General features: G+C 58.1%; 19 protein-coding genes. 9 read left to right on the top strand and 10 right to left on the bottom strand.

Features of this window, described 5'->3' with window-relative positions:
• Positions 1-11 precede the first annotated feature (11 nt).
• From ACZRMS_RS16360 to gnd, 3 genes are read right to left on the bottom strand one after another with little or no spacing between them, the layout of a single operon-like run.
• Positions 12-824 (bottom strand): HAD family hydrolase, encoded by an 813-nt coding sequence (locus tag ACZRMS_RS16360; protein WP_463996088.1) that lies wholly within the window; start codon positions 822-824, stop codon positions 12-14.
• A complete protein-coding gene (gene zwf / locus ACZRMS_RS16355; protein ID WP_463996087.1) occupies positions 821-2,344 on the bottom strand; it encodes a glucose-6-phosphate dehydrogenase in 1,524 nt (507 codons plus the stop codon). The genes ACZRMS_RS16360 and zwf overlap by 4 nt, the downstream gene beginning before the upstream one ends.
• Positions 2,341-3,321 carry a phosphogluconate dehydrogenase (NAD(+)-dependent, decarboxylating) gene (gnd, locus tag ACZRMS_RS16350; protein WP_048359566.1) on the bottom strand — a complete coding sequence of 327 codons (981 nt, stop codon included), beginning with the start codon at positions 3,319-3,321 and terminating at the stop codon, positions 2,341-2,343. The genes zwf and gnd overlap by 4 nt, the downstream gene beginning before the upstream one ends.
• 404 nt (positions 3,322-3,725) lie before the next feature.
• Here gnd and ACZRMS_RS16345 point away from each other — a divergent pair, with 404 nt between their 5' ends.
• Both ACZRMS_RS16345 and ACZRMS_RS16340 read left to right on the top strand, forming a co-directional pair.
• Entirely contained in the window at positions 3,726-5,468 is a 1,743-nt protein-coding gene (locus ACZRMS_RS16345; protein ID WP_463996086.1) for a phosphoethanolamine transferase CptA, read from the top strand.
• Positions 5,469-5,608: 140 nt separating this feature from the next.
• Positions 5,609-7,852 (top strand): TonB-dependent siderophore receptor, encoded by a 2,244-nt coding sequence (locus ACZRMS_RS16340; protein ID WP_463996085.1) that lies wholly within the window; start codon positions 5,609-5,611, stop codon positions 7,850-7,852.
• 203 nt (positions 7,853-8,055) lie between these two features.
• Here the strand turns inward: ACZRMS_RS16340 and ACZRMS_RS16335 are convergent, their stop codons facing one another.
• From ACZRMS_RS16335 to ACZRMS_RS16310, 6 genes are all read right to left on the bottom strand, one after another.
• On the bottom strand, positions 8,056-8,541 hold the full coding sequence (locus tag ACZRMS_RS16335; RefSeq protein ID WP_463996084.1) for an N-acetyltransferase family protein: 486 nt from the start codon (positions 8,539-8,541) through the stop codon (positions 8,056-8,058).
• Between the two features lie 92 nt (positions 8,542-8,633).
• On the bottom strand, positions 8,634-8,963 hold the full coding sequence (locus ACZRMS_RS16330) for a hypothetical protein (RefSeq protein ID WP_463996083.1): 330 nt from the start codon (positions 8,961-8,963) through the stop codon (positions 8,634-8,636).
• A 19-nt stretch (positions 8,964-8,982) separates the two neighbouring features.
• Entirely contained in the window at positions 8,983-12,243 is a 3,261-nt protein-coding gene (locus tag ACZRMS_RS16325; protein ID WP_463996082.1) for an ATP-binding protein, read from the bottom strand.
• On the bottom strand, positions 12,244-12,867 hold the full coding sequence (locus tag ACZRMS_RS16320) for a response regulator (protein ID WP_463996081.1): 624 nt from the start codon (positions 12,865-12,867) through the stop codon (positions 12,244-12,246).
• A 469-nt stretch (positions 12,868-13,336) separates the two neighbouring features.
• The gene (gene mgtA, locus ACZRMS_RS16315) at positions 13,337-16,099 is read right to left on the bottom strand and encodes a magnesium-translocating P-type ATPase (protein ID WP_463996080.1); all 2,763 of its coding nucleotides are present in this window, start codon (positions 16,097-16,099) and stop codon (positions 13,337-13,339) included.
• Positions 16,100-16,529: 430 nt separating this feature from the next.
• Positions 16,530-17,009 (bottom strand): sigma-70 family RNA polymerase sigma factor, encoded by a 480-nt coding sequence (locus ACZRMS_RS16310; protein WP_048360176.1) that lies wholly within the window; start codon positions 17,007-17,009, stop codon positions 16,530-16,532.
• Positions 17,010-17,319: 310 nt separating this feature from the next.
• On the opposite strand from ACZRMS_RS16310, the gene ACZRMS_RS16305 reads away from it, so the two are divergent.
• The 5 genes from ACZRMS_RS16305 (at position 17,320) to dkgB (ending at position 23,955) form a co-directional block, all read left to right on the top strand.
• Positions 17,320-18,486, top strand: coding sequence for an efflux RND transporter periplasmic adaptor subunit (locus ACZRMS_RS16305; RefSeq protein WP_463996079.1), 1,167 nt, complete (start codon positions 17,320-17,322; stop codon positions 18,484-18,486).
• Positions 18,487-20,457, top strand: coding sequence for a MacB family efflux pump subunit (locus tag ACZRMS_RS16300; RefSeq protein WP_463996078.1), 1,971 nt, complete (start codon positions 18,487-18,489; stop codon positions 20,455-20,457).
• A gap of 7 nt (positions 20,458-20,464) precedes the next feature.
• On the top strand, positions 20,465-21,850 hold the full coding sequence (locus tag ACZRMS_RS16295) for an efflux transporter outer membrane subunit (RefSeq protein WP_463996077.1): 1,386 nt from the start codon (positions 20,465-20,467) through the stop codon (positions 21,848-21,850).
• A 191-nt stretch (positions 21,851-22,041) separates the two neighbouring features.
• A complete protein-coding gene (locus ACZRMS_RS16290; protein WP_463996076.1) occupies positions 22,042-22,977 on the top strand; it encodes a DUF8189 domain-containing protein in 936 nt (311 codons plus the stop codon).
• A gap of 174 nt (positions 22,978-23,151) precedes the next feature.
• Entirely contained in the window at positions 23,152-23,955 is an 804-nt protein-coding gene (gene dkgB / locus ACZRMS_RS16285; RefSeq protein ID WP_463996075.1) for a 2,5-didehydrogluconate reductase DkgB, read from the top strand.
• Between the two features lie 772 nt (positions 23,956-24,727).
• Here dkgB and zapE read toward each other — a convergent pair.
• Positions 24,728-25,846, bottom strand: coding sequence for a cell division protein ZapE (gene zapE / locus ACZRMS_RS16280; protein ID WP_463996074.1), 1,119 nt, complete (start codon positions 25,844-25,846; stop codon positions 24,728-24,730).
• Between the two features lie 302 nt (positions 25,847-26,148).
• Between zapE and ACZRMS_RS16275 the strand changes: the two genes are divergently transcribed.
• Together ACZRMS_RS16275 and ACZRMS_RS16270 are read left to right on the top strand one after the other, a co-directional pair.
• A complete protein-coding gene (locus tag ACZRMS_RS16275; RefSeq protein WP_463996073.1) occupies positions 26,149-26,403 on the top strand; it encodes a DUF2790 domain-containing protein in 255 nt (84 codons plus the stop codon).
• Between the two features lie 275 nt (positions 26,404-26,678).
• The gene (locus ACZRMS_RS16270) at positions 26,679-26,936 is read left to right on the top strand and encodes a DUF2790 domain-containing protein (protein ID WP_463996072.1); all 258 of its coding nucleotides are present in this window, start codon (positions 26,679-26,681) and stop codon (positions 26,934-26,936) included.
• The last annotated feature ends 25 nt before the right edge of the window (positions 26,937-26,961 follow it).

Genomic DNA, 26,961 nt, shown 5'->3' with positions numbered 1-26,961 from the left:
GACAAAATGACCTAGAGAATAAAGCGCTCGATCGTCTGCGCGACGCCGTCTTCGACATTGCTGGCGGTGACGTGCATGGCCTGCTTGCGAATTTCTTCCGGGGCCTGACCCATGGCAATCGACAGCCCGGCCCGGTGGAACATGGCAGGATCATTCCCGCCATCACCAATGGCTGCCGTGCGGGACAAGGGCACGTTCAAAAAATCGGCCAGGGTCACGAGTGCATCGCCTTTATTGGCTTTAAGGGCGGTGATGTCCAGGTAACAGGCCTGGGAGCGACTGGCTACGGCAAGCCCGCTCAACAAGGGCTGCAGGCGCTGCTCCAGTTCCATCAACAACGGCGCATTGAGGCAGGTGGCTACGATCTTGTGCACCTGGTGCAGATAGGGCTCAAAGCTCTCAACCACTTGCGGCGCATACCCCAGACCGTGCTGCTCTCTGGGCACCATCTCGCCCGAAGGATCGCGCACCAGCCATTGATCATCCACAAACAGCCAGACTTCAACCTCATGCTCAGCCAGCAGGGCCAGTGTTTTGATCACGGCCTCATGCGGCACGTGGTGCGATTGCAGATACTCGCCATCCGCATTCACCAGCAGCCCGCCATTGAATCCGGCTACAGGCAACTCAATGCCCAACTGCTCGATGATCCCGCGCATGGCCCGTGGCGGGCGCCCGGAAGCCAGCGTGAAGTAAATGCCCGCCGCTTGCAGCGCTTTGACCGCCGCCAGATTTCGGGTGCTGAGGGTATGATCAGGCAATAGCAAGGTGCCATCCATGTCACACAGCACCAGTTGAATGGAGTCTTGCTTCACGTCACTCATCCTATGTCGAGCCAGACGCGACCATCGCGAGCCAGCAGTTCTTTGGCCGCCTGCGGGCCATCTTCTCCGGCTTTGTACGGCTGCACATCGGTATGTTCGCGCCATGCATCCAGAAAAGGCTGCACGCCACGCCAGCCGTTTTCAATATTGTCAGCGCGCTGGAACAAGGTCTGATCACCGGTCAGGCAGTCGTAAATCAACGTCTCGTAGCCTGTAGAGGGCTGCATTTCGAAGAAGTCCTTGTACGCAAACCCCAGCGCGATATTGGCCATTTGCAAACCCGGCCCCGGGCGTTTGGCCTGCAGGTCAAACCACATGCCTTCGTTGGGCTGGATCTGGATGCGCAAATAGTTGGGCTGCAACCGCTCAACATCGGTATCGCGAAACTGCGCATAAGGCGCGGGCTTGAAGCAGATTGCGATTTCCGTGTCGCGCGCACTCATGCGCTTGCCGGTGCGCAGGTAAAACGGCACACCCACCCAGCGCCAGTTGTCGATCATCACCTTGAGCGCCACAAAGGTCTCGGTGTTGCTGTCGGCTGCCACGTTGTTTTCTTCGCGATACCCCACGACCGGCTTGCCACCGGACTCACCCTGGGTGTACTGCCCGCGTACCGAATTTTTCAGCGCATCTGCTTCTGACCACGGGCGAATCGCGCCAATGACCTTGGCCTTTTCACCGCGCACCGCATCCGCCCCAAAGGCTGCGGGTGGCTCCATCGCCACCATCGCCAGCAGTTGAAACAAATGGTTCGGCAACATATCGCGCAAGGCGCCGGTATGTTCGTAAAAACTGCCACGTGTCTCGACCCCGACGGTTTCTGCCGCCGTGATCTGCACATGATCAATGTAGTGATTGTTCCAGAAAGCTTCGAAAAGCCCGTTGGAGAAACGGCTGACCAGGATGTTCTGGACGGTTTCCTTGCCCAGGTAATGGTCAATCCGGTAGATCTGCTTCTCGCTCATGACATCGAGCAGGCACGCATTCAATGCTTGCGCTGTTTGCACGTCAGAGCCAAAAGGTTTTTCAATGACTACCCGCCGAAACGCTTGCGGGGTTTCTTTGAGCAACCCGCTGGCGCCCAGCCGCTGCACTACTTCGCTAAAAAAGCGTGGCGCAGTGGCCAGGTAGAACACCGCATTGCCGGTGCCACTGGCGATGATTTTCTGTTCCAGCGCCTCATAGGTGCTGTCATCCAGAAAGTCGCCCTGCACGTAGCTGATGTTCCTGGCCAGCGAGGCCCATAAATCGGCATTCAAGCCCTGCCCTTCAGGATGATCCACTTTGCTGGCGGCTTCAGTACGGATGAAGTCCTCCAGCTTTTTGGCAAAACCTTCATCACTGATCGCATTGTGGTCAACGCCCACAATGCGCAGGCCATCGTCCAGCAAACCGTCACGACTCAAGTTGTACAGCGCGGGCATGAGCAAGCGCTTGACCAGGTCACCGTGGGCACCAAACAAAAACAGTGTGGTGGGCGGTGCCGGTTTGGCGTCAGGTTTACTGGACAGGTCGGTCATTTTTTAGGCGTCTCCACGTGGCCGCCGAAACCAAAGCGCATGGCCGACAACAATTTGTCGCCATAGAGGCTTTGCTGGCGTGAACTGTAGCGGGCAAACAAGGCCTGCGATAACACAGGTACCGGTGTCGATTGCTCCATGGCGGCTTCGATGGTCCAGCGACCTTCACCGCTGTCCGCCACGGCACCCGAGTAGCCGTTCAACGGCTCATCAGTGGCCAGTGCATCGGCGGTCAAGTCCAGCAGCCAGGACGAAACCACGCTGCCACGGCGCCATACTTCGGCGATATCACCCAGGTTCAGGTCAAAACGCTGCTCTTGCGGCAAGTTCTCGCCACCTTTCATCTTCATCAGATTGAAGCCTTCGGCGTAAGCCTGCATCAGGCCGTACTCAATGCCGTTATGCACCATCTTGACGAAATGCCCTGCGCCCGCAGGGCCGGCATGGATGTAACCACGCTCAGCGCGATCATCGTCCGAAACACGGTCCTTGGTGCGCGGGATATCACCCATGCCCGGTGCCAGAGCAGCGAACAGCGGGTCAAGGTGTTTAACCACTGCGGTGTCACCGCCAATCATCATGCAGTAACCGCGTTCCAGGCCCCACACGCCACCCGATGTACCGACGTCAACGTACTGAATGCCCTTTTCGGCCAGCGACTGCGAACGACGAATGTCATCTTTGTAGAAGGTGTTGCCGCCATCAATGATGATGTCATCGGCGTCCAGCAGCTGGCTCAAGGTCTCGATGGTGTCTTCGGTCGGCGCACCGGAAGGCAGCATCACCCATACAGCGCGGGGTTTGGCCAGGCCTGCGACCAGCGCTGGCAAATCGGCAACGCCTGTGGCGCCTTCCTGTTCCAGAGCACTGACAAAGTCGGTATTGCGGTCAAAAACCACGGTTGTATGCCCATTGAGCATCAGACGCCGTGCGATGTTCCCGCCCATACGGCCCAACCCAATAATTCCCAACTGCATGTACTGTTGCTCCCAACGACAAATAAATAGGTGTACAGCACCTTAGTGCAGCATTGCTCAAGGTGCCCGGCCAAGATTAGTCCTGACTCATGGTGCATAGTTTCGCACAAGCTGAAGGCCAGATTCCCGATTCAATACACTCAACAGACGGACGAAGGGCTAAAGAACCCAAAAGTTATGGCCATTGAGGCCCATGACAGCGCCATTGAACCCCCTCAAGCACAGCAACCCACCCCCGCGCAACTGCGAAGTGCCTTCCCGGGCCGTCATTTGCGACAAAGTTTTCACATGCACTTCGCGATACTTAAACACTTTGTGACTGCTCTTTATTGAGGCGGTCCTCATGTGTTGTGCCGGGCTACACGGCACTAACCATTCAAGTAGTTATCAGGCTGGAGCGCTGTATGGGGATGTTTAAACGCAGTAACACATCTGCGAAGGGTTTCGACTGGGCGGGCCTGGGCTGGCTGTTCCTGTTCTTTTGGTACTTTTCCGGCATCACCCAACTGCTGATCCAGCTGACGGGCACCTCCGGATTTTCAGGGTTTCGCCAGGCCTTTGTAATGAGCGCCATCTGGCTGGCCCCGATGCTGATGTTTCCCAAGCACACCCGCGTAATGGCCGCTGTTATCGGCGTCATGCTGTGGGCCTGCTCCATGGCCAGCCTTGGCTACTTCTTTATCTACCAACAAGAATTCTCGCAAAGCGTCATCTTCATCATGTTCGAGTCGAACATCTCTGAAGCGGGCGAATACATGACCCAGTACTTTGCCTGGTGGATGGTTCTGGCATTCCTGGCGCATACCGCTTTCGCCGTGTTCCTCTGGACCCGTCTGCGCCCTGTGTACTTGCCCCGCGTGCAAGCCTGGGCCATTGCCATCGGCTTGCTGGTGGCTGTTATCGGTTATCCGCTGATCAAACAGACGATCAAGCACGACAACTTCGCCAATGCCATGGAAAGCTTTGAAAGCCGCGTAGAACCCGCCGTGCCATGGCAGATGGTTGTAGCTTATCGCCGCTACCTGGAACAGCTGGACAATATGCAAGGCATGCTCGCCAGCGCCAGCAAAATCCCGCCCCTGACCAACCTCAAGGACAATGAAGCCGGCAAGCCCACGACGCTGGTGCTGGTCATTGGCGAGTCCACCAACCGCCAGCGCATGAGCCTCTATGGCTACCCGCGCGAGACCACGCCCAACCTCGATAAATTGCGTGACCAACTGGCGATTTTCGACAACGTCGTGACACCGCGCCCTTACACCATCGAAGCTCTGCAACAAGTGCTGACCTTTGCTGACGAAGAAAACCCTGACCTGTACCTCAGCACCCCGTCACTGGTCAGCGTGATGAAGCAAGCCGGTTACAAAACCTTCTGGGTGACCAACCAGCAGACCATGACCAAGCGCAACACCATGCTCACTACGTTCTCGGAGCAGGCTGATGAGCAGGTCTACCTCAACAACAACCGCAACCAGAACGCCCGCCAGTACGACGGCGACGTGATTGAGCCGTTCAACAAGATCCTGGCCGACAGCGCCCCGCGCAAGCTGATCGTGATTCACCTGCTCGGCACCCACATGAGCTACCAGTACCGCTACCCGCCGACCTTCGACAAGTTTGTCGACCGCAACGGCGTGCCGGCCGGGCTGACCGATGATCAGGTACCGACGTACAACAGCTATGACAACGCCGTTTTGTATAACGACTTTGTGGTGTCGAGCCTGATCAAAGACTTCGCCAAGACCGACCCCAACGGCTTCCTGCTGTACCTGTCCGACCACGGCGAAGACGTCTTCGACTCGGTCGGCCACTCGACCCTTGGCCGTAACGAAGCCAAACCGACAGCACCGATGTACACCATTCCGTTCATGGCCTGGGCCTCGCCAAAATGGCGTGAAAGCCATGCCTGGAACTTCGCCAGCGACTTAAGCCGCCCTTACAGCAGCTCGCAGTTCATCCATACCTGGACTGACCTGGCAGGCTTGAGTGCCGACGAACTGGACGACAAGAAGAGCCTGGTCAGTGACCAGTTTGTCGCCCGCCCGCAATTGATTGGCGATCCTTACTCACGCCCGCAAAAGGCCCTGATCGACTTCAGCCTGCTCAAGCCAAAAGCCCCCATCCAGGGGAATGTGGCCAACCAGTAAAGCACCCGCGGGGCGCCATGAGCGCCCCGCCTGTTTTCGACACACAAACAGTAAATAATTCCTGTTCGCCTTAACTCCCCTCCTTGCCGTTCGTTTGAAGCACTAGACAACTTCATAACAACGACAAGGAGTCGGCAGCGATGTTCGCGCCAATCACCCGTTCCATGACCCTGACCCTCGGTCTTATCAGCAGCGCCATCAGCCCGCAATTGCTGGCTGACACCGAGCAGGAAGACGCCGAAAAGACTTCCCCCTCACTGGAGCTGGGCAGTACCAGCATCACCGCCCAGGGCCTGGGTGCGACCACAGAACATACCGGTTCCTACACCACGGGCTCGACCAGCACCGCGACCAAACTCAACCTGAGCATTCGCGAGACCCCGCAGTCGATTTCGGTCGTCACCCGCCAGGAAATGGACGACTTCAACCTCAACACCCTGACCGAGGCCATGCGCCATACCACGGGCATAGTGGTGCAGCACAACGACTCGGACCGGGTCAGTTACTCGTCCCGGGGCTACACCATCTCCAATTTCCAGATTGACGGGATGCTCAACACTTTCAGTTTTATGAAAACTGATGCCGACACCATCATCTACGACCGCATTGAAGTTGTGCGTGGCGCCACCGGATTGACCACCGGCGCGGGCGATCCGTCGGGCACCATCAACATGATCCGCAAGCGCCCGACCCGCGAGTTGCAGGCCAAAGCCGGCGCCTCGGGCGGCAGTTACGATGACTATTACAGTTATGTCGATGTAGGCGGCCCGCTCGCCTTCGACGGTCGTTTGCGCGGGCGCACCGTGCTGGCCTATCGCGACAGCAAGTCGTTTCGCGATAACTACGCCCTCAAACGTGAAGTGGCCTACGGCATCCTGGAAGCCGACTTGACCGACACCACCGTCCTGGCCGTGGGTTACGACTACCAGGACAAACAGGTAAAAGGTTCGTCCTGGGGGACCACGCCCTACTGGACCGGCACTGGCGACAAAGCCGATTTTGGCCGTTCGACCAACCTCGCCACGTCCTGGAGCTCATGGCCGATGAAGGACAAAACCGCCTTCGCCACCCTGGACCAGCAACTGTCCAGTGACTGGCATCTGAAAGCGGCCTACACCCATCGCACCAGTGATGCCGAAGGCAAGGTCTATTACGCAGGGGGCGGCTTCCCCAATGCCGATGGCACGGGTATGTCGGCCTTTAGCAGCCACTTCATCGGCGAAGAGAAAATGACCGCCATCGACGTCAATATCTCGGGCACTTACCCCCTGTTCGGGCGTGACCACGAGTTGATGCTGGGTTACGGCCAGGCCAAGAACGACAACACTTCGCCCTTGATGATCAACCTCAACCCGGATACCTACGACACGATTCCAAACTGGCAGGACATGGGCTCGATTCCCAAGTACCAGGACCTGAATACCGGCATTGAAAACAGCCAAAACATCGTCAAGCAAAAGTCCGGCTACCTGGCCACACGCTTCAACCTCACAGATGAGTGGCATGCCGTGCTCGGCACCCGCTATGGCAGCTGGAAAAGCTCCAACGCCGAAACCGTGTTCGATACGCAAAACCCGGGCGCCCTCAAACACACGAAAGTGTCCCAAACACAAAACGACATCATCACGCCTTACGCTGGCCTGCTGTATGACTTCACCGACGAATTGACGGCCTACGCGAGCTACACCGACATCTTCAAACCTACAACCAACAAGGATGCTGGCGCTGCGTATCTTGAGCCGGTGGTGGGCAGTAATTATGAGCTGGGGTTGAAGGGCAGCTTCCTGCAAGAGCGCCTCAACCTGTCGACAGCCGTGTTCTGGAGCAAACAGGACAACGTACCGGAAATCGACGATTCAGTGCCACGTGGCCCCAAAGGCGAGCAATATTACAAATCCGGTGGCAAGGGCAACAAAATCAATGGCTTTGAGGTCGAACTGGCCGGTGAGGTCATGCGTGACTGGAACATGGTCGCCGGCTACACCTACACCCATTCGCGCAACGCTGCAGGCCAGCGCATGAATACTGCGTCGCCGCTGAATCTGCTCAAGATCTCCAGCACCTATCGCCTGCCCGGCGAGTGGAACGCCATGACCGTGGGCGCTGCCGTCAATTGGCAAAGCGATATCTATCGCGCGGCCAATCGCCCTACCGGCGAAAAAGATGCAAAGGGCAACCCGATCACCTTCAAAGAAGACATCACCCAAAAGTCCTACACCCTGGTCGACCTGATGGCCCGCTACAAATTCGACGAGCATGTTTCGGCCAATCTGAACGTCAAGAACCTGCTCGATCAGAAGTACTACGAAAACGTCGGTTTCTATAACGGCGTGTTCTGGGGCGAACCGCGCACGGTGAGTGTTGGCCTGGAGTGGGTGCTCTAAACCGGGGCTTTATCCGGTTTAATGTCGTGTTTGGGATTTGTGTACGACACGAACCCTGTGGGAGCTGGCTTGCCTGCGATGCTGAAAAATCGGTTTATCGGGAAGACCTCGCTGATGCCATTGCGGGCAAGCCCGGCTCCCACAGCGCTGAATGTCGTGTTTGGGATGTGTGTACGACACAGACACTGTGGGATTTGCAGTTCCTACAGGTATTTGTTCCAGAACAGCATGCGCCCGTAGGCCGGGTCGAGCTGCCCTTCGCTGAAACCGAACTTGCGGTAGGAGCCCTGAGCCACCGGGTTGCCCTCAAGCACTTCCAGGGTGATCTTGCAGCAGCCACGCTCACGGGCAATTTCTTCAACCTTGAGCAGCATTTGCTGGCTCAGGCCAAGGCCGCGAAACGCCCCCGACACTGACACGTCATGGACGTTGACCAGAGGCTTGCCGGCAAAGGTCGAAAACCCCTCAAAACAGTTCACCAGACCTGCCGCCTCGCCGTCGACGAACGCCAGCACGCTGAATGCGTGGGGCCGCTTGGCCAGCTCTGCCGGCAACTGCTCCAGCACGTGCGGCGACAACGCTTCACCACCGCCCATGGGGTCATTGGCGTAATGGTTCAATACGTCCCTCAACGCCTGGGCATGAACCGGGTTTGAATAGTCTGCTTGCACTACCACAACTTGCGACATTACGCGTATCCCTCGACGAATCAGGCCATTAGTGTCTGCTTTTGACAGCACCGGACATTAGCGTGGGCCAGGCAATGCAGACAAGTCCCGCATCAAGGCCGGGGCGATGTATCCAGCGCCTGCATCAGCCCCGAAAGCTGATTCACGAAACTGTCGGCATCGGCATAAAACAGTACATGGCGGAACTGCGAGTTATCCCTGCGGAACCCGTCTTCTTCCGCGATGCCCACTCCCGCCATCTCCTGGTTGATCAGCAGCACGTCATATTCGGCAGTGCGTGCATTGCCCAGGCTCACCAATGCCTCAGGGTTGTACAAGGGCGCGATCCGGTAATAGCCCAGAATATTCAGCGTGCGTTCTATATGCAGGGCCTGTTCCGGATCAGCATCGGCAATCAATATTCGTAATGATTTAGTTGGCATTCTGGCCTCATCATTCATGTCACTCATTGGCTTGAGCGTAACGGTCCAATTCGTCGCCCAGCTGCTCCATACTGCTGTGCAGGGCATCAACAGCGGCGGCAAGATGTTCTGGCTCACCCGTGCGGCATACCGCCTCCAATTGCTCGCAACACTCAATCATTGTTTTAGCCTGAACAAGCCGCCCCCCCCCTTTGACGCCATGCGCCAAAGCAGCCAGGCCCTCGAAGTCATCCTTAACAAACAGTTCAATCAGGGTGGCGAGATCCTGGCGATTACTGCTCGACAGCTCAGCGAGCAGCTTGTGAACCAGCAGGTCATCGCCCTGACTCAATTGCTTGAGATACGTCAGATCAATCTCGTCCACCTGCCCGTCAAGTTTATCGCCAACTCCTGGTGTGGCAATCTGCGCCAGACCCGACGCCAGGCAGGCACTCAAGTCCTTCAAGCTGATGGGTTTGAACAGGCACCGATCCATTCCGGCCTCTCGGCAACGCTCTACTTCTTCCGGTTGTGCGTTGGCGGTAAAACCGAAAATCCGGCACGGCACCCGGGCCAGCGCAGCCTCCTCGGACCGTACCGCACGCGCCAGCTCATAGCCGTTCATGACCGGCATGGTGCAATCCGTGATCAGCACGTCGAAACTCCCCTGCCGCCACGCCGCCAGGCCCAAGGCCCCGTTTTCAGCGTCTGTTACGCGGTGCCCCAGAAAACTCAGTTGCTGGGCCAGTAACATCCGGTTAGCCGGGTAGTCATCCACCACCAGCACATTCAGCGAGCGGGTGCTGGCCGGGGCTTGCTCCTCGGCATCGGCCACCTGCTCTTCAGGCTCAAGCAGCGGCACCACCATCACGACCTCGACCCGGGTACCGATCCCCTCCACGCTGCTCAGGTGCAATTGCCCCCCCATCATTTCGCACAGTTCACGGCTGATCACCAACCCTAAACCCGACCCCGTGCGTGCCGATTGAGTGTTGTTGCTGGCCTGGACAAATGGGCTGAACAAGCGCCGCTGGTCTTCTTCAGAAATCCCCACGCCCGTGTCCTCCACGCACAAGCAGATCGTTACAGGCTGCGCATCGTGACCGGGCAACATCCTCAATATCAGCCGCACTTCGCCCTTGCGGGTGAACTTGATGGCATTACTCAACAGGTTGGAAACGATCTGTTTAAAACGGATCGGATCGATCAAAACATCGACATCTGCCTCAGGGCTCAGCTCACACACCAGGCTCAAATGCTTCTGCCGGGCCAGACCGTCAAACATGCGCGCCACGGCCTCTATCAGGGACTTGATATTGGAGCGTTTGGGGCTCAGGGACAAATGGCCGGACTCAATGCGCGCGATATCCAGAATATCGCCGATCAGATCGAGCAGCTCCCGGGCAGACACCGACGCCACTTCAATGGCAAAGCGATCCATGACGCCTTGATCGGCTTTTTTCATGGCCAGCTCAAGCATGCCGATCACCGCATTCATTGGCGTGCGGATTTCGTGGCTCATGGTTGCCAGGAACGTGGTTTTCGTCCGGTTGGCTTCATCGGCGCTTTGCTTGGCGACTTGCAACTCGTCCATCAATTGCTGACGCCTGGCCATGACCCGGCGCAAATAGATAATCCATGCCAGCGCCACCAACAGCAAAGCCGCCGCGATGGCGAACCCCTGAACAATCGCGGCACGATTGCGCAACCAGTAGCTTTCAGTTGCCGGCGCCTCCGTGCGCCAGCGACTGGTCAACTCACTCATTTCCCCCGGGGTGATACTGAGCAAGGCCTTGTCCAGAACCGCGCCCATCAGTGGGTCATCGCGGGTAGTGGCAAATCCAACTTGCTCCGGCTGCGTGCCCACCGTACTGGTGATATGCAACTGATGGTTGAAACGCCGCGAGATTAGATAACGCGCACTGACCAGCGTTCCGATCATGGCATCGGCCTTGCCCTCAACCACCATACTCATGGCCACCGCCGGGCTCTCAACCTCCAGAACCTCAATGCCGGGGTAGCCACGCAGGATAAAGTCGCGCAAGGCACTGCCACGCATCAATGCCACGCGCTGCCCCGCCATCTCGTCCAGTGTTTCGGCATACTCGGCACCCACACGGGTGACCAGCACAAATGGGGTTGTTAGATAGGGTCGGGTAAAACGCAAACGATTGTTTTGGGCGGCACCGGCCGTGATAGTGCCCACTACATCAGCCTTGCCCGTCTCGACCAGCCGGACCACCCCTGCTAGCGAATGCGCCCGCACCGCTTCAAACTTAATGCCGGTACGCGCCGTCATATTGGCTAGAACATCGGCAGCCAGACCTTTGAACGTGCCCTCCTCATCAAAAAACGACAGCGGTAGCAACTGATCGCTGACCGCTACCTTTAATTGCGAATGCTCAGCCAGCCAGCGCTTTTCACTGGGGTTGGGGTTGAAGCGCCACGGGTTATTGATCTGCGGCCCGTCCGAGCTCCAGCGCCGCAGGATCGTCATGCGGGCACTGGGCGGAATCACTGCCAATGCGGCATTGACCACGCGCAGTAATCGGGTGTCATCGCCGCGCAAGGCAAACGAGAACGGGTTGTCCTCCAGCCTTGAAAACTCGGCCAGTTGCACGTTGTTCAAGTAGTTTTTGTGGATCAGGTAATTGGCACTTATAAAGTCCCCCAGATAAACATCGGCCTGGCCAAACGCCACGGCGCCGATCGCCGTGAGGGTTGAGGGGTACAGTTGCAAAGTGGCCTTGGGGTAGAAGTCCTTGACCTTTTGCGGTGGTAAATAGTGATCAAGCATTGCCACCCGCAGCCCGGCCAGATCAACCGGCGGACGCTCCTTGTTACTGCTGCGGGTGACCAGTGCAGGCGAATCCTCGGCATAGGGCAGGCTTAGCACCAGCGCGGGGTCTTGGGCTTCAAAACCGTTGGAACTGCTCAGCAAATCCAGCTCGCCTGTCTTGAGCGCTTCTATCGCTTGAGGCCGGGAAGGATAACGTCTGACCTCGATACCGACGTCCAGCAACTCCGATAGCAGCTGCGCGTAATCGGCCGTCAGCCCTTCAAAGTCCTGACCATTGACGGCCAGATCGAAGGGCCCATAGTCGGGAGCCGAAATGCCCAGGCGCAAGGGCCGGTGATGCTTGAGCCATTGCCAGTCCGATGGCGCCAGCACAACGCTGTACGCCTCGACACTCGAACGCCCCAACAGGCGTAGCGTCTGTACCGACTGATCAGCTGCGGCAATGGGCTGGCCCAGGACCAGTAGCAGTCCGATGTGGCCCAGGCATAAGAGCGTTTTCAATTAGATCAAATCATTGCGCTTGGCAAAATCTGCCAAGTAAACGACCGATTTTATATTCAACTTCTCTATCAACCGCGCTTTGTAAGTGCTGATGGTTTTACTGCTCAGGATCATGTCTTCAGCAATTTTTTTATTGCTCAAGCCGCGCGCCAGCTGTTGCAAAATGTACAACTCACGGGCCGACAGTTGCTGAATCAACTCTATGTCGCTCATGGTTGAGTCACTGTTACGCACAGAACTGGCCGCCAGATACGGAAAGAATGTGTAACCGTCCATGATGACTTTGATCGCCCTCAACAACTCCGTGAGGTCCTGGCTCTTGGTGATAAACCCCGCCGCACCGGCCTTCATGCAACGCTGTGAATAAAACAGGGGGGATTGGGAGGTCAACACCAGAATACGGGTGTTCAGCCCTGAGGCCCTGATCCGGTTGAGCACCTCCAGACCATCGAGGCCAGGCATGGTGATATCCAGGACCATCAAGTCCACCTGATGCAAACGCGCCAACTGAACAGCATCGGCGCCGTTAGTCGCCTCTGCCACCACCTCATACCCTTGATTCTCCAGCAGTATTTTCATTGCTGAGCGAATGAGTGAATGATCGTCTGCAATCAACACTTTCATACATTTAATCCTCTGCCAGAAAGCCGAGTATCAGCGTGGATCAGGCGCAAACATATCGTTTTGACTAGAGATGGTCGGCATAAGACCGACAGAAACGATCTAATGTGTAGCACTGAAAGTATAGGATATCTCCTACCGATCACATATCCACGCACTACATTATTTGAACGAAACATACCGATACCCGTTAGAAATCGAGGCGCGGATGATCGCCAATCAGATACGACATGAGAGAAGGGAATTCGCCATCTAACTTGTAGGATTAGTCCTAAACCGCTGATCCAAATACAAATATAATTTATTCGCTTTTACACAGGCTAAAAGCGCAATGTATTAGGCTCGACATTTAAATCGGTGCAGTGGCTTTATGAACAAAAGAGTCTGGAGCTACGATTTTCATGGCCTGCCCGGGCAGAGGCAAACATCAAAAAATCGCAGCCTTCATCAGCGCTGTATAAAGGTGAGAACGTTATTGCCAGCCAAACTTGCGAATATAAAAGCCTTTCACCGCCTGGGTCAGTGCCATGTACGCCAGCAAGATCATTGGCAAGAACACAAAGTACAGCGCCGGTAACGCCTGCAACTTGAAGTAGCCGGCCAACGGGCCCATTGGCAGGAAGATACCGACCGCCATGATCAGCCCTGTCATCACCATCAATGGCATGGCCGCACGGCTTTGCAGGAACGGGATTTTCGGGGTTCGGATCATGTGCACGATCAGGGTTTGCGTCAGCAGCCCGACCACGAACCACCCCGACTGGAACAGGGTCTGGTGTTCGGGTGTGTTGGCTTGGAACACGTACCACATCAGGCCAAACGTCAGGATGTCGAAAATCGAGCTGATGGGCCCAAAAAACAACATGAAGCGCCCTACATCAGCCGGCTGCCAACGCTGCGGTTTTTTCAGCATTTCCTCATCGACGTTGTCGAACGGGATTGCAATTTGTGACACGTCATACAGCAGGTTCTGCACCAGCAGATGCATCGGCAGCATCGGCAAAAACGGAATAAACGCACTGGCGACCAGCACCGAGAACACATTGCCGAAGTTCGAGCTGGCCGTCATCTTGATGTACTTGAGCATGTTGGCGAAGGTGCGGCGCCCCTCCAGGACGCCCTCCTCCAGCACCATCAGGCTTTTTTCCAGCAGGATGATATCGGCCGCCTCCTTGGCGATGTCCACCGCACTGTCCACCGAAATCCCGATATCCGCCGTGCGCAATGCCGGGGCATCGTTGATCCCGTCGCCCATAAAGCCCACCACGTGGCCGTTGGCCTTGAGCAGGCGCACGATGCGCTCCTTGTGCGTCGGCGTGAGCCTGGCGAACACGTTGGTGGTTTCCACAGCCACCGCCAGATCGGCATCGCTCATACGCTCAATGTCATTGCCCATCAGCAAACCCTGCTGCTCCAGGCCCACCTCCCGGCAGATTTTGGCCGTAACCAATTCGTTATCGCCCGTAAGAACTTTTACTGCGACCCCGTGCTCGGCCAAGGCTTTGAGTGCGGGTGCGGTGCTTTCCTTGGGAGGGTCCAGGAAAGCCACATAGCCAATCAACGTCAGTTCCTGCTCGTCAGCCAGGCTGTAAGTGTCGCGTCCTGCAGTCATTGACCGCGCAGCCACGGCCACAACCCGCAAACCTTCTTCGTTGAACTCGGCGGTCACCTGGCGGATACGCGCCAGCAGTTCGGCGCTCAGGGCTTCTTGCTGCTCGCCATGGCGTACGGTTTTGCACACTGACAGCACTTCTTCGACAGCCCCCTTGCAGATCAGCAGATGGGGTTGATCCTGCTCGGCCACCACCACTGACATGCGCCGGCGGGTAAAGTCGAAGGGGATTTCATCGATCTTGCTGAAGGCCGTACCCACGTTCAGTTCACGGTGAACCTCAACGTGCTCCAGCACCGCCACGTCCAGCAGGTTTTTCAGCCCGGTCTGGTAGTAGCTGTTGAGGTAAGCCATCTCCAGCACATCATCGGACTCCTGCCCCCAGACATCCACGTGCCGGGCCAGAAATATCTTGTCCTGGGTCAGCGTGCCCGTTTTGTCGGTGCACAGCACATCCATCGCACCAAAGTTCTGGATCGCGTCCAGACGTTTGACGATGACTTTTTTACGCGACAAAAACACCGCGCCTTTGGCCAGGGTCGAGGTCACGATCATCGGCAGCATTTCCGGGGTCAGCCCCACCGCCACCGACAGTGCGAACAGCAGGGCTTCGGTCCAGTCGCCCTTGGTAAATCCATTGATAAACAGCACCAGCGGCGCCATGACAAACATGAAACGGATCAGCAGCCAACTGACTTTGTTGACCCCGGCCTGAAACGAAGTCGCACCGCGATCCGTGGCGCCAACCCGTTGCGCCAGCGCCCCAAAATAGGTGTTGTTGCCCGTGGTCAGCACCACGGCCGTGGCAGCACCGGACACCACGTTGGTCCCCATGAACACAATGTTGTCCAGCTCCAGCGGGTTGCTGGTCTGACTGTCAAACTGGCGCGCAAACTTCTCGACCGGCATCGACTCGCCCGTCATGGCCGCCTGGCTGACAAACAGGTCCTTGGCGCTCAGCACCCGGCAGTCCGCCGGGATCATGTCGCCCGCCGACAACACGATCAAGTCACCCGGCACCAACAGCTTGATCGCCAGTTCAATACGCTGCGCGCCTCTGATTTGCCGCGCCGCGCTATAGAACTTGCCGAACATCGGCGATGCATCGGCGCTGAAATCGCGACGCATCACGGTAGCGGTGTTACTCACCATCTCCTTGAGCGCGTCAGCCGCCTTGTTGGACTTGACCTCTTGCCAAAAACGCAGCAGCGTCGACAGCACCACCATGGTGCTGATCACCACCGCGGCCTGAATATCATCGGTCGCCAGCGAGACGCCGGCGAGCAAGGTCAACAACAAGTTGAACGGGTTTTTGTAGCAATGCCACAGGTGCACCCAGCGGCTGAGCGGCTGTTCGTGCTCGACCTCATTAAGCCCGTGTCGCTCGCGCAGCACGTCGACTTCGGCCTCACTCAGACCGTCTGTGTGCGTGCCGAGGTTATCGATCAGAACTGCGCTGTCGCTGTTGGCGGCAGCCACCAGGGTCTGTGCCAGTGAAGGCGGGACTTCGCGGCTGACCGTGCTGTCCCTCAGGCTGTCGAGCAACGCCAGGCGCCGAAAGTGCCGGCCAATGTGACGGGTACGCAGAAAGCCTGCGAAAAATTCTTTCAGGGTGAGTTTCATGATGCTGCTCCTGTACCGCCGGTGCTCACCCGCAGCAGGCACGCTCGTGCGCGGCCCGGAGCCACAAAGGCAAGGCGTGCGCATGCGCTGTGTTGCAATCCGCCGCAAACGGCCGGGATCGCACACATGTCAGTGTCGAAGAGGGGGCTTCACGATTCAGGTCAGAGCTGACCCGGTCAAGACGCCGCTTCCTGCTGGTCAGCAAGAAACGGCAGGGAAATCTGCGCGCTAACTTGCCGAGAATAGGCCGTTCTCAAGAACTGGCCGACGACTGTCGCTCGAACTGGTACCCACTGAAGATCTGCGCTCTTGATGAAAACGCCGGCAGCTTACGCCCGACGTTTTAGAGAGTAAACCGTAAGAAGTTTTCCATCCGATGAATCAGAAACTTCTTCAGGATCGGTTCAGACAAGGACGATTTCGCCCCGCTTCAGGCGTTGTCCCACTGTCGGATCCGGATCCGGCAGTGCTTCATGGCGTTGACGATGTGCTTTTCGACCACGCTGCGGGACACCCCGAGGCGCTCGGCAATTTCAAGGTGGGACAAACCATCGAGCTTGCGCAGTAAAAAGCACTCGCGGCACGCCGCCGGCAGTTCGGCGAGTGCCCGCTGGATCATGTCCAGGCGCTGGCCCTGGTCCATCAACACCTGCGGCGAGGGGCTGAAAAAACGCTCCTCGGTGTCCAGCACTTCCAGGGGCTCGACCTGACGCAAGGTGTTGCGCCGGTGGCCGTCGATCACCAGGTTAAGTGCCGTGCGGTACAAAAATGCCCGGGGCTGCTCGATCGGCTCATCTGCGGTACGCTCCAGCACCCGCACATACGCGTCATGCACCACATCTTCAGCCGCCTGGGCATTGCCTAGCCTGGCGCTCAAAAAGCCCATCAGTTCGCGATAGTAGTTTTCCAACAGGACTCCTGGCCGCAGCAGCAGCGGCAACACTCCATGAGCGCAGAAACAGATCTAATGGGACAGCGGCATGATGATGGCACTTGTGCAGATGTAATTTATAGTAATTCTCATATAGATTTAAACCCCGGGTGCTTAAACGCCATAGAAATATCCAGTAACAGACGCATCCGCCAACGCCTAAATCCCTCGCCAAACCGCTCGTTTACTCAACAGCTCCCCGTGTCTGTCGTCCTGACGACAGCGTTTGCTCTGGGCATTGCGCTCAACAGCATGACGACGGGCCGATTTTCATTGGCCGGAACCCTGCATGAAACGCCCTCGACAGACCCGCCGTGTGCTGCTGATCACCCTGTGTTTATTGCTGGTCACGGCCCTGGCAGCCTGGCCATTTCTTGTGCCAGGGCGGGACGCGTATGACACCGTACCCGTCACCCGGGGTGATATTGAAAGCAGCGTGACCGCACTCGGCACCTTGCAACCGCGCCAGTACGTCGACGTTGGCGCGCAAGCCTCGGGGCAAATCCACAAGATCCATGTCGAGGCCGGTGCTGAAATCAAGGAAGGCCAGCTGCTGGTCGAAATCGACCCCTCCACCCAGACCGCCAAACTCGATGCCAGCCGCTTCGCCATTGAAAACCTCCAGGCCCAGTTGCAAGAGCAACGCGCCCTGCACGATCTGGCAAAACAGAAATTCCAGCGCCAGCAACACCTGGCCAAAGGCGGAGCCACCCGCGACGAAGACGTGCAAGCAGCACAGGCTGAAGTGCGCACCACCCGGGCCCGGATCGACATGTTCCAGGCCCGGATCCGCGAGGCCCGGGCCAGTTTGCGCAGTGACGAGGCCGAACTGGGTTACACCCGCATCTATGCGCCGATGTCCGGCACCGTGGTGGCACTGGACGCCCGCGAAGGCCAGACCCTCAATGCCCAACAGCAAACACCGCTGATCCTGCGTATCGCCAGGCTCTCACCGATGACGGTCTGGGCTGAGGTGTCGGAAGCCGATATTGGCCATGTCAAACCCGGCATGCAGGCCTGGTTCACCACCCTGAGCGGTGGCAACCGGCGCTGGAACAGCACCGTGCGCCAGGTCCTGCCCGTCCCGCCAAAACCCCTCAACGAAGCCAGCCAGGGCGGCGGCAGCCCTGCGAGCAAAAGCGGCAGCGCCCGCGTGGTGCTGTACACCGTGCTGCTGGATGTCGACAACACCGATCAGGCCTTGATGCCCGAGATGACCACCCAGGTATTTTTCGTCGCAGGTCAGGCCCGCGACGTGTTGCTGGCGCCGATTGTGGCCCTGCAGGGCAGCACCGAAGGTGACCGCCAGAGCGCCCATGTCGTGGCAAAAAACGGCAAGATCGAACCCCGCCGGATCCGTACCGGGATCAGCGACCGTTTACGGGTAGAGATCCTCGAGGGCCTGAACGAAGGCGATCACCTGCTGATCGGCCCCGCCACCGGCAACGGAGGCTGAATGCCCACTCCCCTGATCGACCTGCAGGACATCCGCAAGGTCTACGGCGGTATCGACACCCCTGAAGTTCACGTGCTCAAGGGCATCAGCCTGTCGATCCATGCCGGGGAGTTCGTGGCCATTGTCGGCGCCTCGGGTTCGGGCAAGTCGACCCTGATGAACATCCTCGGCTGCCTCGACCGCCCGACGTCGGGGCGCTACCTGTTTGCCGGGGAAGACGTGGCCCACCTCGACAGCGACGAGCTGGCCTGGTTGCGCCGCGAAGCCTTTGGCTTTGTATTCCAGGGTTACCATCTGATTCCCTCGGCCTCGGCCCAGGAAAACGTCGAAATGCCGGCCATCTATGCCGGCACCCCCGCCGCGGAACGCCATGCCCGCGCCGCGGCCCTGCTGGAGCGCCTGGGCCTGGCCGAACGCACCGCCAACCGCCCGCACCAGCTGTCCGGCGGCCAGCAACAGCGGGTGTCCATCGCCCGCGCCCTGATGAACGGCGGGCACATCATCCTCGCCGACGAACCCACCGGCGCCCTCGACAGCCATAGCGGCGCCGAAGTCATGGCCCTGCTCGACGAACTGGCGAGCCAGGGCCACGTGGTGATCCTGATTACCCACGACCGCGAAGTCGCGGCGCGGGCCAACCGGATCATCGAAGTGCGCGACGGCGAGGTCATCAGCGACAGTGCCAGCGACCAGCCTGCCGCCGTGAACGACAACCCCCAAGCCCTGCAGGCCATTGATCTGCGCCAGCGCCTGAATGAAGGCAGCGAAGCCCGTGGCGCCTGGAAAGGCGAGCTGGCCGACGCCGTTCACGCCGCCTGGCGGGTGATGTGGATCAACCGCTTGCGCACCGCCCTGACCTTGCTCGGCATTGTCATCGGCGTGGCCTCGGTGGTGGTGATGCTGGCCGTCGGCGAAGGCAGCAAGCGCCAGGTGATGGCCGAAATGGGCGCCTTTGGGTCCAACATCATTTACCTCAGTGGCATGTCGCCCAGGCCCAGGGCGCCCCTGGGCATTGTCACCCTCAATGACGTGGCCGCCCTGTCGACCTTGCCCCAGGTGAAAATGATCATGCCCATCAATGGCGCCGAAATCGGCGTGCGCTACGGCAACGTCGACCACACCCTGTACACCGGCGGCAACGGCATCGACTTTCCGGCGATTTTCAACTGGCCCGTGGTCCAGGGCAGCTTCTTTACCCAGGCCGATGAAAACACCGCAGCCGCCGTGGCGGTGATCGGCAAAAAGGTGCGCGACAAAGTGCTCAAGGATGTACCCAACCCCATTGGCCAGTACATCCTGCTGGAGAACGTGCCTTTTCGCGTCGTTGGCGTGCTGGCGGAAAAAGGCGCCAGCTCCGGCGACTCGGACAGTGACACCCGGATCGTGGTGCCCTACTCCGCTGCCAGCGTGCGTCTGTTCGCCAGCCACAACCCGGAGTACGTGGTGATCGCCGCACTGGACGCGAGCAAGGTCCATCAAACCGAAAAAGCCATCGAGCAACTGATGCTCAAGCTGCACCACGGCCAGCGTGATTTCGAAATCACCAACAACGCGGCCATGATCCAGGCCGAAGCCAAAACCCGTAACACCCTGTCGCTGATGCTCGGTTCGATTGCTGCCATCTCTCTGCTGGTGGGCGGTATCGGGGTGATGAACATCATGCTGATGACCGTGCGCGAGCGCACCCGCGAGATCGGTATCCGCATGGCCACCGGCGCCCGCCAGCGCGACATCCTGCGCCAGTTCCTGACCGAGGCCCTGATGCTCTCGCTGGTCGGCGGTGTGGCCGGCATCACCCTGGCTTTTATCGGCGGCGGCGTCCTGCTGCTGTGGGATGTGGCCGTGGCGTTTTCATGGGGCGCCGTGCTTGGCGCCTTCGGTTGTGCGCTGGTGACCGGCGTTATTTTCGGCTTTATGCCGGCCCGCAAAGCTGCCCGGCTCGACCCGGTCACGGCCCTTACCAGTGAATGATCTATTGATGAAGCCGTCCTTGAGCCTGTTGTCCGTGTGCCTGCTGCTGGGTGCCTGCAGCCACTCCCTGCCCCCCGACAATCACGACGTGCTGGCACCTGCGGCCTGGCAATCGCCCCATTCACTGACTACGCCAGTGGACAACCGGCAATGGTGGTCACACTTTGGCAGCCCCGACCTGGAACGCCTGATTGCCCAGGCACGGCTCGGCAGTTACGACCTGGCTGGCGCGATGGCACGGGTGCAGCAAGCCCGGGCCACGGCGGTGATCGCCGGGGCGTCGGTACTGCCCGAAGTGCAATTTGCCGGCAGTGGCAATCGCGAAAAATTGCTCCGCGGCAAAGGTTACAGCCAGCTGGATGCCCGCGATGACAACAAGGCGGTGGACTACTTTGACGCCCGTCTGAGCGCCAGCTACGAAGTGGACTTTTGGGGGGGCAAAGCCGCGGCCCGGGACAGTGCGGACCAGGCACTCAAGGCCAGCGAGTTTGATCGCGACACGGTTGAGCTGACCCTGCTCAGCAGCGTGGCCAGCAGTTACGTGCAAATCCTGGCCCTCAACGAACAGTTGCGCATTGCCAGGCTCAACCTGACCAATGCGCAAAACGTGCTGCACCTGGTGCAGGTCCGCCATGACGCGGGCTCTGCCACGGCGCTGGAGCTGGCCCAACAAAAAAGCCTGGTGGCCAGCCAGCAACGGCAAGTGCCGCTGGTTGAGCAGCAGGCCCGGGACGCGCGAATCACCCTCGCCGTACTGCTCGGCCAGCCCGTCCAACAACTGGCAGTCAACGCGACGTCCTTCGCCCAGCTGCATTGGCCAACAATTGGCAGCGGCCTGCCCAGCGAGTTGCTCAGCCGCCGCCCGGACATTGCCAGCGCCGAAGCCAGACTGGCTGGCGCCCGGGCCGACATCAGCGTTGCCCGCGCCGCCATGCTGCCCAACCTGACCCTGAGCGCCAGCCTCGGCTCGGGCGCCGACCGTTTCAGCGATGTCCTGCGCAGCCCGTTCTACAACCTGAGCGCCGGGCTGGCCGCACCGATCTTCAACAACGGCCGCCTCAGCGCAGCGCGCGACAAAGCCACGGCGCGCCAGCAAGAGCTGCTGCAAACCTACCGCGCCAGCATCATCAGCGCCTTCGCCGACGTCGAAAAAGCCCTCAACAGCGCCAGTGGCCTGGACCAGCAACGCCAATGGCAGGACGAAGAACTCAAGCAGGCGCAGTTGGCCTTCGATATTGCTCAAAGCCGCTACCAGGCCGGGGCTGAAGTGTTGCTCACGGTTCTGCAAACCCAGAGCACGCTGTACCAGGCCCAGGATCAGAACGTGCAACTGCGTATGGAACGACTGCAGGCCAGCATCGCGCTGTACAAGGCATTGGGTGGAGGATGGTGATTACCAGCCGCCTATATATGTAATACCTCAGTGCGACAACAATTCTTAATCTCCCTGATAACCCGGCGCACACAAAAAACTCTCATCGCTCTCGCTTGCAAACAAGCCTGTAGCACTTCACTCACTGTCGCCGCTTAAAGCACATCATTCAAATAACAACCTGCAAACCACTTTGCAGAAGGGCGTATTAAATGAACATTGAAAAAGATGAAGATCAAACAGGTACGCGTACAACACGCTCTGTCGAGGGTACCCGGTGTCGCTGGTGGGAACTTCAGTTACCGCTTGAGGGAACAGGGATTAGCAGTGCGGTTTCGGCGGTTGAATACCTGGACAAGATATACGCGTTCTACATCAAGAAAGACGCACAGGGCGCCCGCAAACTGGGCTACCTGATTATGGGCAAAACCCGGGGCGATAAAATCGCCGTGGAAAGCAGCCAAGAGCATTCCCTGCCCGGCCTGACCGGTCTTGCACCCGCGGTAACGGTCTATAACGGGCGCCTGCATTGCTTCTATACCGGCAGTGATCAACGCCTGCGTTACGTTACCTACGCCCGCAATCAATGGTCAGCGGTTACAACGGTGCCCGGTGTATTAACGGTTGCGGCACCGTCTGTCACCACCTGCGACAACAAACTCTATATAGCCCTGCAAGGCACTTACAACGGCGAGTTTTACTACAAGACGCTCACCGGCTCCAATTGGGACAATACAACACACGTGCCCGCAATAAACTTTAAAGGCAGCCCGTCTCTTTGCGTATTCAGAGAAAAGCTTCATGTTGCAGTTTGCGGAATGGACAACTTGCTGCATGTATTCAAATTTGAAAACCGGCAATGGATGCCCATCTATCGGTCTTCGTTTTATGAAGTCCTCGATTCACCCGCCCTGCACCCGTGGAATAACAGCCTGTGCTACAGCGCACTCAGAAAGCCGACCCGGAATTACTTCACGGGTTTTGTTCCCTCCCCCGGGGAGAGTAAATACGTTGGCGAGACCATAGGCACCTATCTGTCCTCGCCTTGCATGATCGACTACAAAGGTGCGTTCTATCTGATGGGGCAGCGCCCATGCAATGACCTGGGCATCTCGATCTTCGCCCCCAACTGTACGGACAGAAACTGACCTGAGCGACGCCTCAGGCCCGTTGCCCCGGGTTAAGGGCTGGAACGTTGAAGGCTAAGCCTGATCCGTGATTCATGACCTGAGGTCAAGAGTGCTTTGCTTGACCAGCGGTTTTTCCCACAGATCAGGGCGAGGATACTCAACCTCATTCTTACGACCTCCAAGGAGTTATCCATGACAGTTCCAGCATTCGGGCTCGGTACTTTCCGCCTCAAGGGCCAAGTGGTTATCGATTCTGTCAAAACCGCCCTGGACCTGGGCTACCGCGCAATCGACACCGCGCAGATCTATGAAAATGAAGCTGACGTTGGCCAGGCCATTGCCGAGAGTGGCGTGGCCCGCGATGCACTGTTTCTCACCAGCAAAATCTGGGTCAGCCACTTTGCCAAAGACCAGTTGATCCCGAGCCTCAAGGACAGCCTGAAAAAGCTGCGTACCGACCACCTGGACCTGACGCTGATTCACTGGCCATCACCGGGCAATGAAGTACCCGTCGCAGAGTTCATGGGTGCGCTGTTTGAGGCAAAACAACAGGGGCTGACCAAACAAATCGGCGTCTCGAACTTCACCATCGCGCTGATGAAAGAAGCCATTGCCGCTGTCGGCGCCGAACATATCGCCACCCACCAGATCGAACTGCACCCGTATCTGCAAAACCGCAAAGTGGTGGAGTTCGCACAGAGCCAGGGCATCCATATCACCTCGTACATGACCCTGGCTTACGGTGAAGTACTGAAAGATCCGGTGATTATCGAAATCGCCAAGCGCCATGACGCCACGCCGGCACAAGTGACCCTGGCCTGGGCCATGCAGCTGGGTTATTCGGCGATCCCCTCTTCCACCAAAAGCGCCAACCTTCAGAGCAATCTCAAGGCCTGCGAGCTGACACTCACCGATGGGGATATGGCGCAGATCGCCGCGCTGGATCGCGGCCACCGCCTGACCAACCCGCAAAGCGTTGCGCCTGCGTGGGATTGATCTTGCCGCCACCCCAAAACCTGTAAGCGCAGCCTCACTCGGCGAGTCAGCGACTACAGGGTTTGTGTATCGCGCAATCTATTGCTTTGCTTTGCTTTTGATCTGCTCTTGATCTACCTGCCCCTTCGGGAGGCCGAGTGGAGGTTCTGCGCAGTGGGCCTCCCGGCATGGATGCCGGGAGAGCCGTGTTGGGCCAAGGATGGCCCGTCACGGCGTGCCCACGGAGCGTACCTGCGCGAGGGACACCTGAGCGCAGCGAGGGCCGTACGCCGGGGCAAGGCCTTTTTGCTTATTTTTGTGGTGGTCCGACACTCGGCTGTTTGACAAAAGTGAGCCGCCGTAAGGGCGAAACCCGTAGATAGCCGTGGCGCATCGAATGGATATGTACGCTGTTCAACAGCTGCAAAAACAACAGAACCACCAAGTACATATCCGCCATACACGCCAACTGGAATAGGGGCATTCGCGTTGTTTTTACAATCCCCTGACTACAGCCAAAGCAAAGGCAATAACCAGATTTGAAACAACACCCTTTTATGTGGGAGCGAGCCTGCTCGCGAAACAGGCGACGCGATCTTTCTGGCAAACCCCAGTGATGCCTTCGCGAGCAGGCTCGCTCCCACAGCGGATTGGAGGCGTCACAGATCCCGACACCAAACAGACCGGCTGCCGCCTCGGACGCCTTTGATCCGGCCAAGCCGTTTAGCGAGAAACACTTCGCCAGTGCTTGACCGGGAACAGAGTATCTACAGGGTTTCAACCAAATCACGGGTTATTGCAGACCAAACCGCTGCAGCTGCATTTCCTGCAGACGGCTCAAGGTCCGGCGAAAGGCGAACTCCAGATAACCTTTGGTGTAAAGCTGGTCAATTGGCACCTGAGCCTCGATGCACACCGGCACTTTACGGTCGTAGCATTCATCGATCAGGGCGATAAAACGCCGCACGCTGTCATCGTATCTGGACAGCTGCGGCAGCTCCCGATCCCCCGCCTCGACCTTCACTGCCCCGTCTTCCGTGCCGCGGGCAATTTTGCCCTCACGCTGTTCGGCACTCAGGCAAGGCACATCGCTGAGCAACATCACCTTGTAGCGGTCGCAGATGTCCATAAACTCGGTGGCCGCCAGCGGCTGCTCGCACAGCTCATGAAAATTGCACCACAGCACCGCATCACTGGCCTGCACCACGTTCAGCGAGCGATGACCCACGCTGATCGGCTGATCAGACACCGCCTGCCCCCGGGTCAGGTCCCTGAACACCGTATCCATCGCGCCCGGCTGGCCCGGCACGGTCACCCAATAGCGCTGATGAGCAATCCCGGGGTGCAGCCGGTGGTCCTCAACCCCTTGCACCGGCACTACGTCCATATGCTTGAGAATCGCCGTGATCCCGGGCGCAAAGCGGTCCCGGTTGAAGCCGTGGCCGTAGAGGTCTTGCGGGGGCTGGTTAGAGGTACAGACCAGCACCACGCCTTCGTCGAACATCACCTGGAACAAACGCCCCAGAATGATCGCGTCGGCGATGTCATTGACGAACAGTTCGTCAAAGCACAGCACTTTCACTTCCTCAGCCAGGCCTTTGGCCAATGCCTTGAGCGGGTCTGCCGTGCCGGTCAGCTGAAACAGGCGCTGATGCACCCACTGCATAAAATGATGAAAGTGCTGACGCCGGGCCGGCACCCGCAGGCTTTGGTAGAACCGGTCCATCAACCAGGTTTTACCCCGGCCCACCGGGCCCCACAAATACACGCCGTTGACCGGCTGCGCACCGCCGTGCAATGCCTCATGGCAACGCTGCAACGCCTGTACCGCCACCCACTGGGCAGGGTCATGGACAAAACCCAGCTGCTCGATGGCCTGTTGATATGCACTAAGGGGGGACTCGACATTCATGCGGGTGACTGACTCCTGAATCAGAGAGGCGAGTATGCCAGCAAGGTGACAGCCGGGGCACTTGAAAAAAGCCACAGCACCCTCACATTGTTACCCGAGCGGTAATAGAGCCTTTTGCCATCAGGCCTTTTTGCTTTGATGGATCAGCGTAAGCTTGCTCGCATGCTTCACGCATGAGTTGACATTGATACACGGTACTTCGTACGCACTTGATAACTTTTACATGTGTCGTAACTTCTTCCCGCCTCATCGGCAAATGAAGTCAGTCAGCTTTAACTCTTGATTACTTTAGAGGCCACACCATGAAAAATTTAATCGCACTCGTACTTGCCGGCTTTGCAACGCTGGCAGTTGCAGGCGAAACTTCTTCGGTTCAACAGCCTGTGACAGAACAATACAGCTATGGTACGAAACTGGACATTGCACGTGTGATCAGCCTGTCCACTATTCCAGACGTATGTGAAGTCGTACCGGCGACCATGACCTATGAAGACTCCCAGGGTCAGCGCCACACCCTTGAGTACCAGGCAATGGGCGACGGTTGCAGCACCCACTGACAAACTGCGGCTACGGCCCCGAGCCCCCTGTTTTCAGGGGGCTTTTTATTGCGCCCAGAAAACCCCGGGGGATTGTTACTGATCCGGCAAGACTGCTTGGCGATCTTTTGACTTTAATCAAAACACCCGGCGCGTATTCTATGTTCATCCCTCACCGCAACATTGAAACAGGGCACGGTACTTCGTGTTACGCCATATCCTCCAACAGCGTAACAACTTCTCCCGCCGGCACGGCAATTGAAGTCAGTGATTCGTGATTGCTTAAGGTTTTAATAATGAAGTCTTTGATCGCTCTTGCATTGATTGGTTTTTCAACCCTGGCTGCCGCTGACGAACTTGCAGTTGCACCACAGCAACTGGCTGTTGAACATTACACTTACGCCACCGACCTCGACATTGCCAATGTTATCAGCGTGACGCCAACGGCCGATGTGTGCGAAGTCGTACCGGCACAGATGACCTATGAAGACCATCAGGGCCAGCGTCATATTCTGGAGTACCGCGTGATGGGCAATGGTTGCAGCAACGGCTAATACCACCCCCCGACGCAACGATCAG

It is taken from the genome of Pseudomonas sp. B424 (genome assembly GCF_055408345.1).
The sequence above is the reverse complement of the archived record's forward strand: the minus strand, read 5'-3'. Positions and strand labels throughout refer to the sequence as shown.

Bases quoted from the DNA above. Each gene is read 5' to 3' on its own strand.
- gnd (WP_048359566.1), bottom strand. From the start codon at position 3,321: ATGCAGTTGGGAATTATTGGGTTGGGCCGTATGGGCGGGAACATCGCA.
- ACZRMS_RS16340 (WP_463996085.1), top strand. From the start codon at position 5,609: ATGTTCGCGCCAATCACCCGTTCCATGACCCTGACCCTCGGTCTTATC.
- ACZRMS_RS16295 (WP_463996077.1), top strand. From the start codon at position 20,465: ATGAAGCCGTCCTTGAGCCTGTTGTCCGTGTGCCTGCTGCTGGGTGCC.
- ACZRMS_RS16270 (WP_463996072.1), top strand. From the start codon at position 26,679: ATGAAGTCTTTGATCGCTCTTGCATTGATTGGTTTTTCAACCCTGGCT.
- ACZRMS_RS16275 (WP_463996073.1), top strand. From the start codon at position 26,149: ATGAAAAATTTAATCGCACTCGTACTTGCCGGCTTTGCAACGCTGGCA.
- zapE (WP_463996074.1), bottom strand. From the start codon at position 25,846: ATGAATGTCGAGTCCCCCCTTAGTGCATATCAACAGGCCATCGAGCAG.
- ACZRMS_RS16360 (WP_463996088.1), bottom strand. From the start codon at position 824: ATGAGTGACGTGAAGCAAGACTCCATTCAACTGGTGCTGTGTGACATG.
- ACZRMS_RS16330 (WP_463996083.1), bottom strand. From the start codon at position 8,963: ATGCCAACTAAATCATTACGAATATTGATTGCCGATGCTGATCCGGAA.
- dkgB (WP_463996075.1), top strand. From the start codon at position 23,152: ATGACAGTTCCAGCATTCGGGCTCGGTACTTTCCGCCTCAAGGGCCAA.
- ACZRMS_RS16345 (WP_463996086.1), top strand. From the start codon at position 3,726: ATGGGGATGTTTAAACGCAGTAACACATCTGCGAAGGGTTTCGACTGG.
- ACZRMS_RS16335 (WP_463996084.1), bottom strand. From the start codon at position 8,541: ATGTCGCAAGTTGTGGTAGTGCAAGCAGACTATTCAAACCCGGTTCAT.
- mgtA (WP_463996080.1), bottom strand. From the start codon at position 16,099: ATGAAACTCACCCTGAAAGAATTTTTCGCAGGCTTTCTGCGTACCCGT.
- ACZRMS_RS16300 (WP_463996078.1), top strand. From the start codon at position 18,487: ATGCCCACTCCCCTGATCGACCTGCAGGACATCCGCAAGGTCTACGGC.
- ACZRMS_RS16320 (WP_463996081.1), bottom strand. From the start codon at position 12,867: ATGAAAGTGTTGATTGCAGACGATCATTCACTCATTCGCTCAGCAATG.
- ACZRMS_RS16305 (WP_463996079.1), top strand. From the start codon at position 17,320: ATGAAACGCCCTCGACAGACCCGCCGTGTGCTGCTGATCACCCTGTGT.
- zwf (WP_463996087.1), bottom strand. From the start codon at position 2,344: ATGACCGACCTGTCCAGTAAACCTGACGCCAAACCGGCACCGCCCACC.
- ACZRMS_RS16290 (WP_463996076.1), top strand. From the start codon at position 22,042: ATGAACATTGAAAAAGATGAAGATCAAACAGGTACGCGTACAACACGC.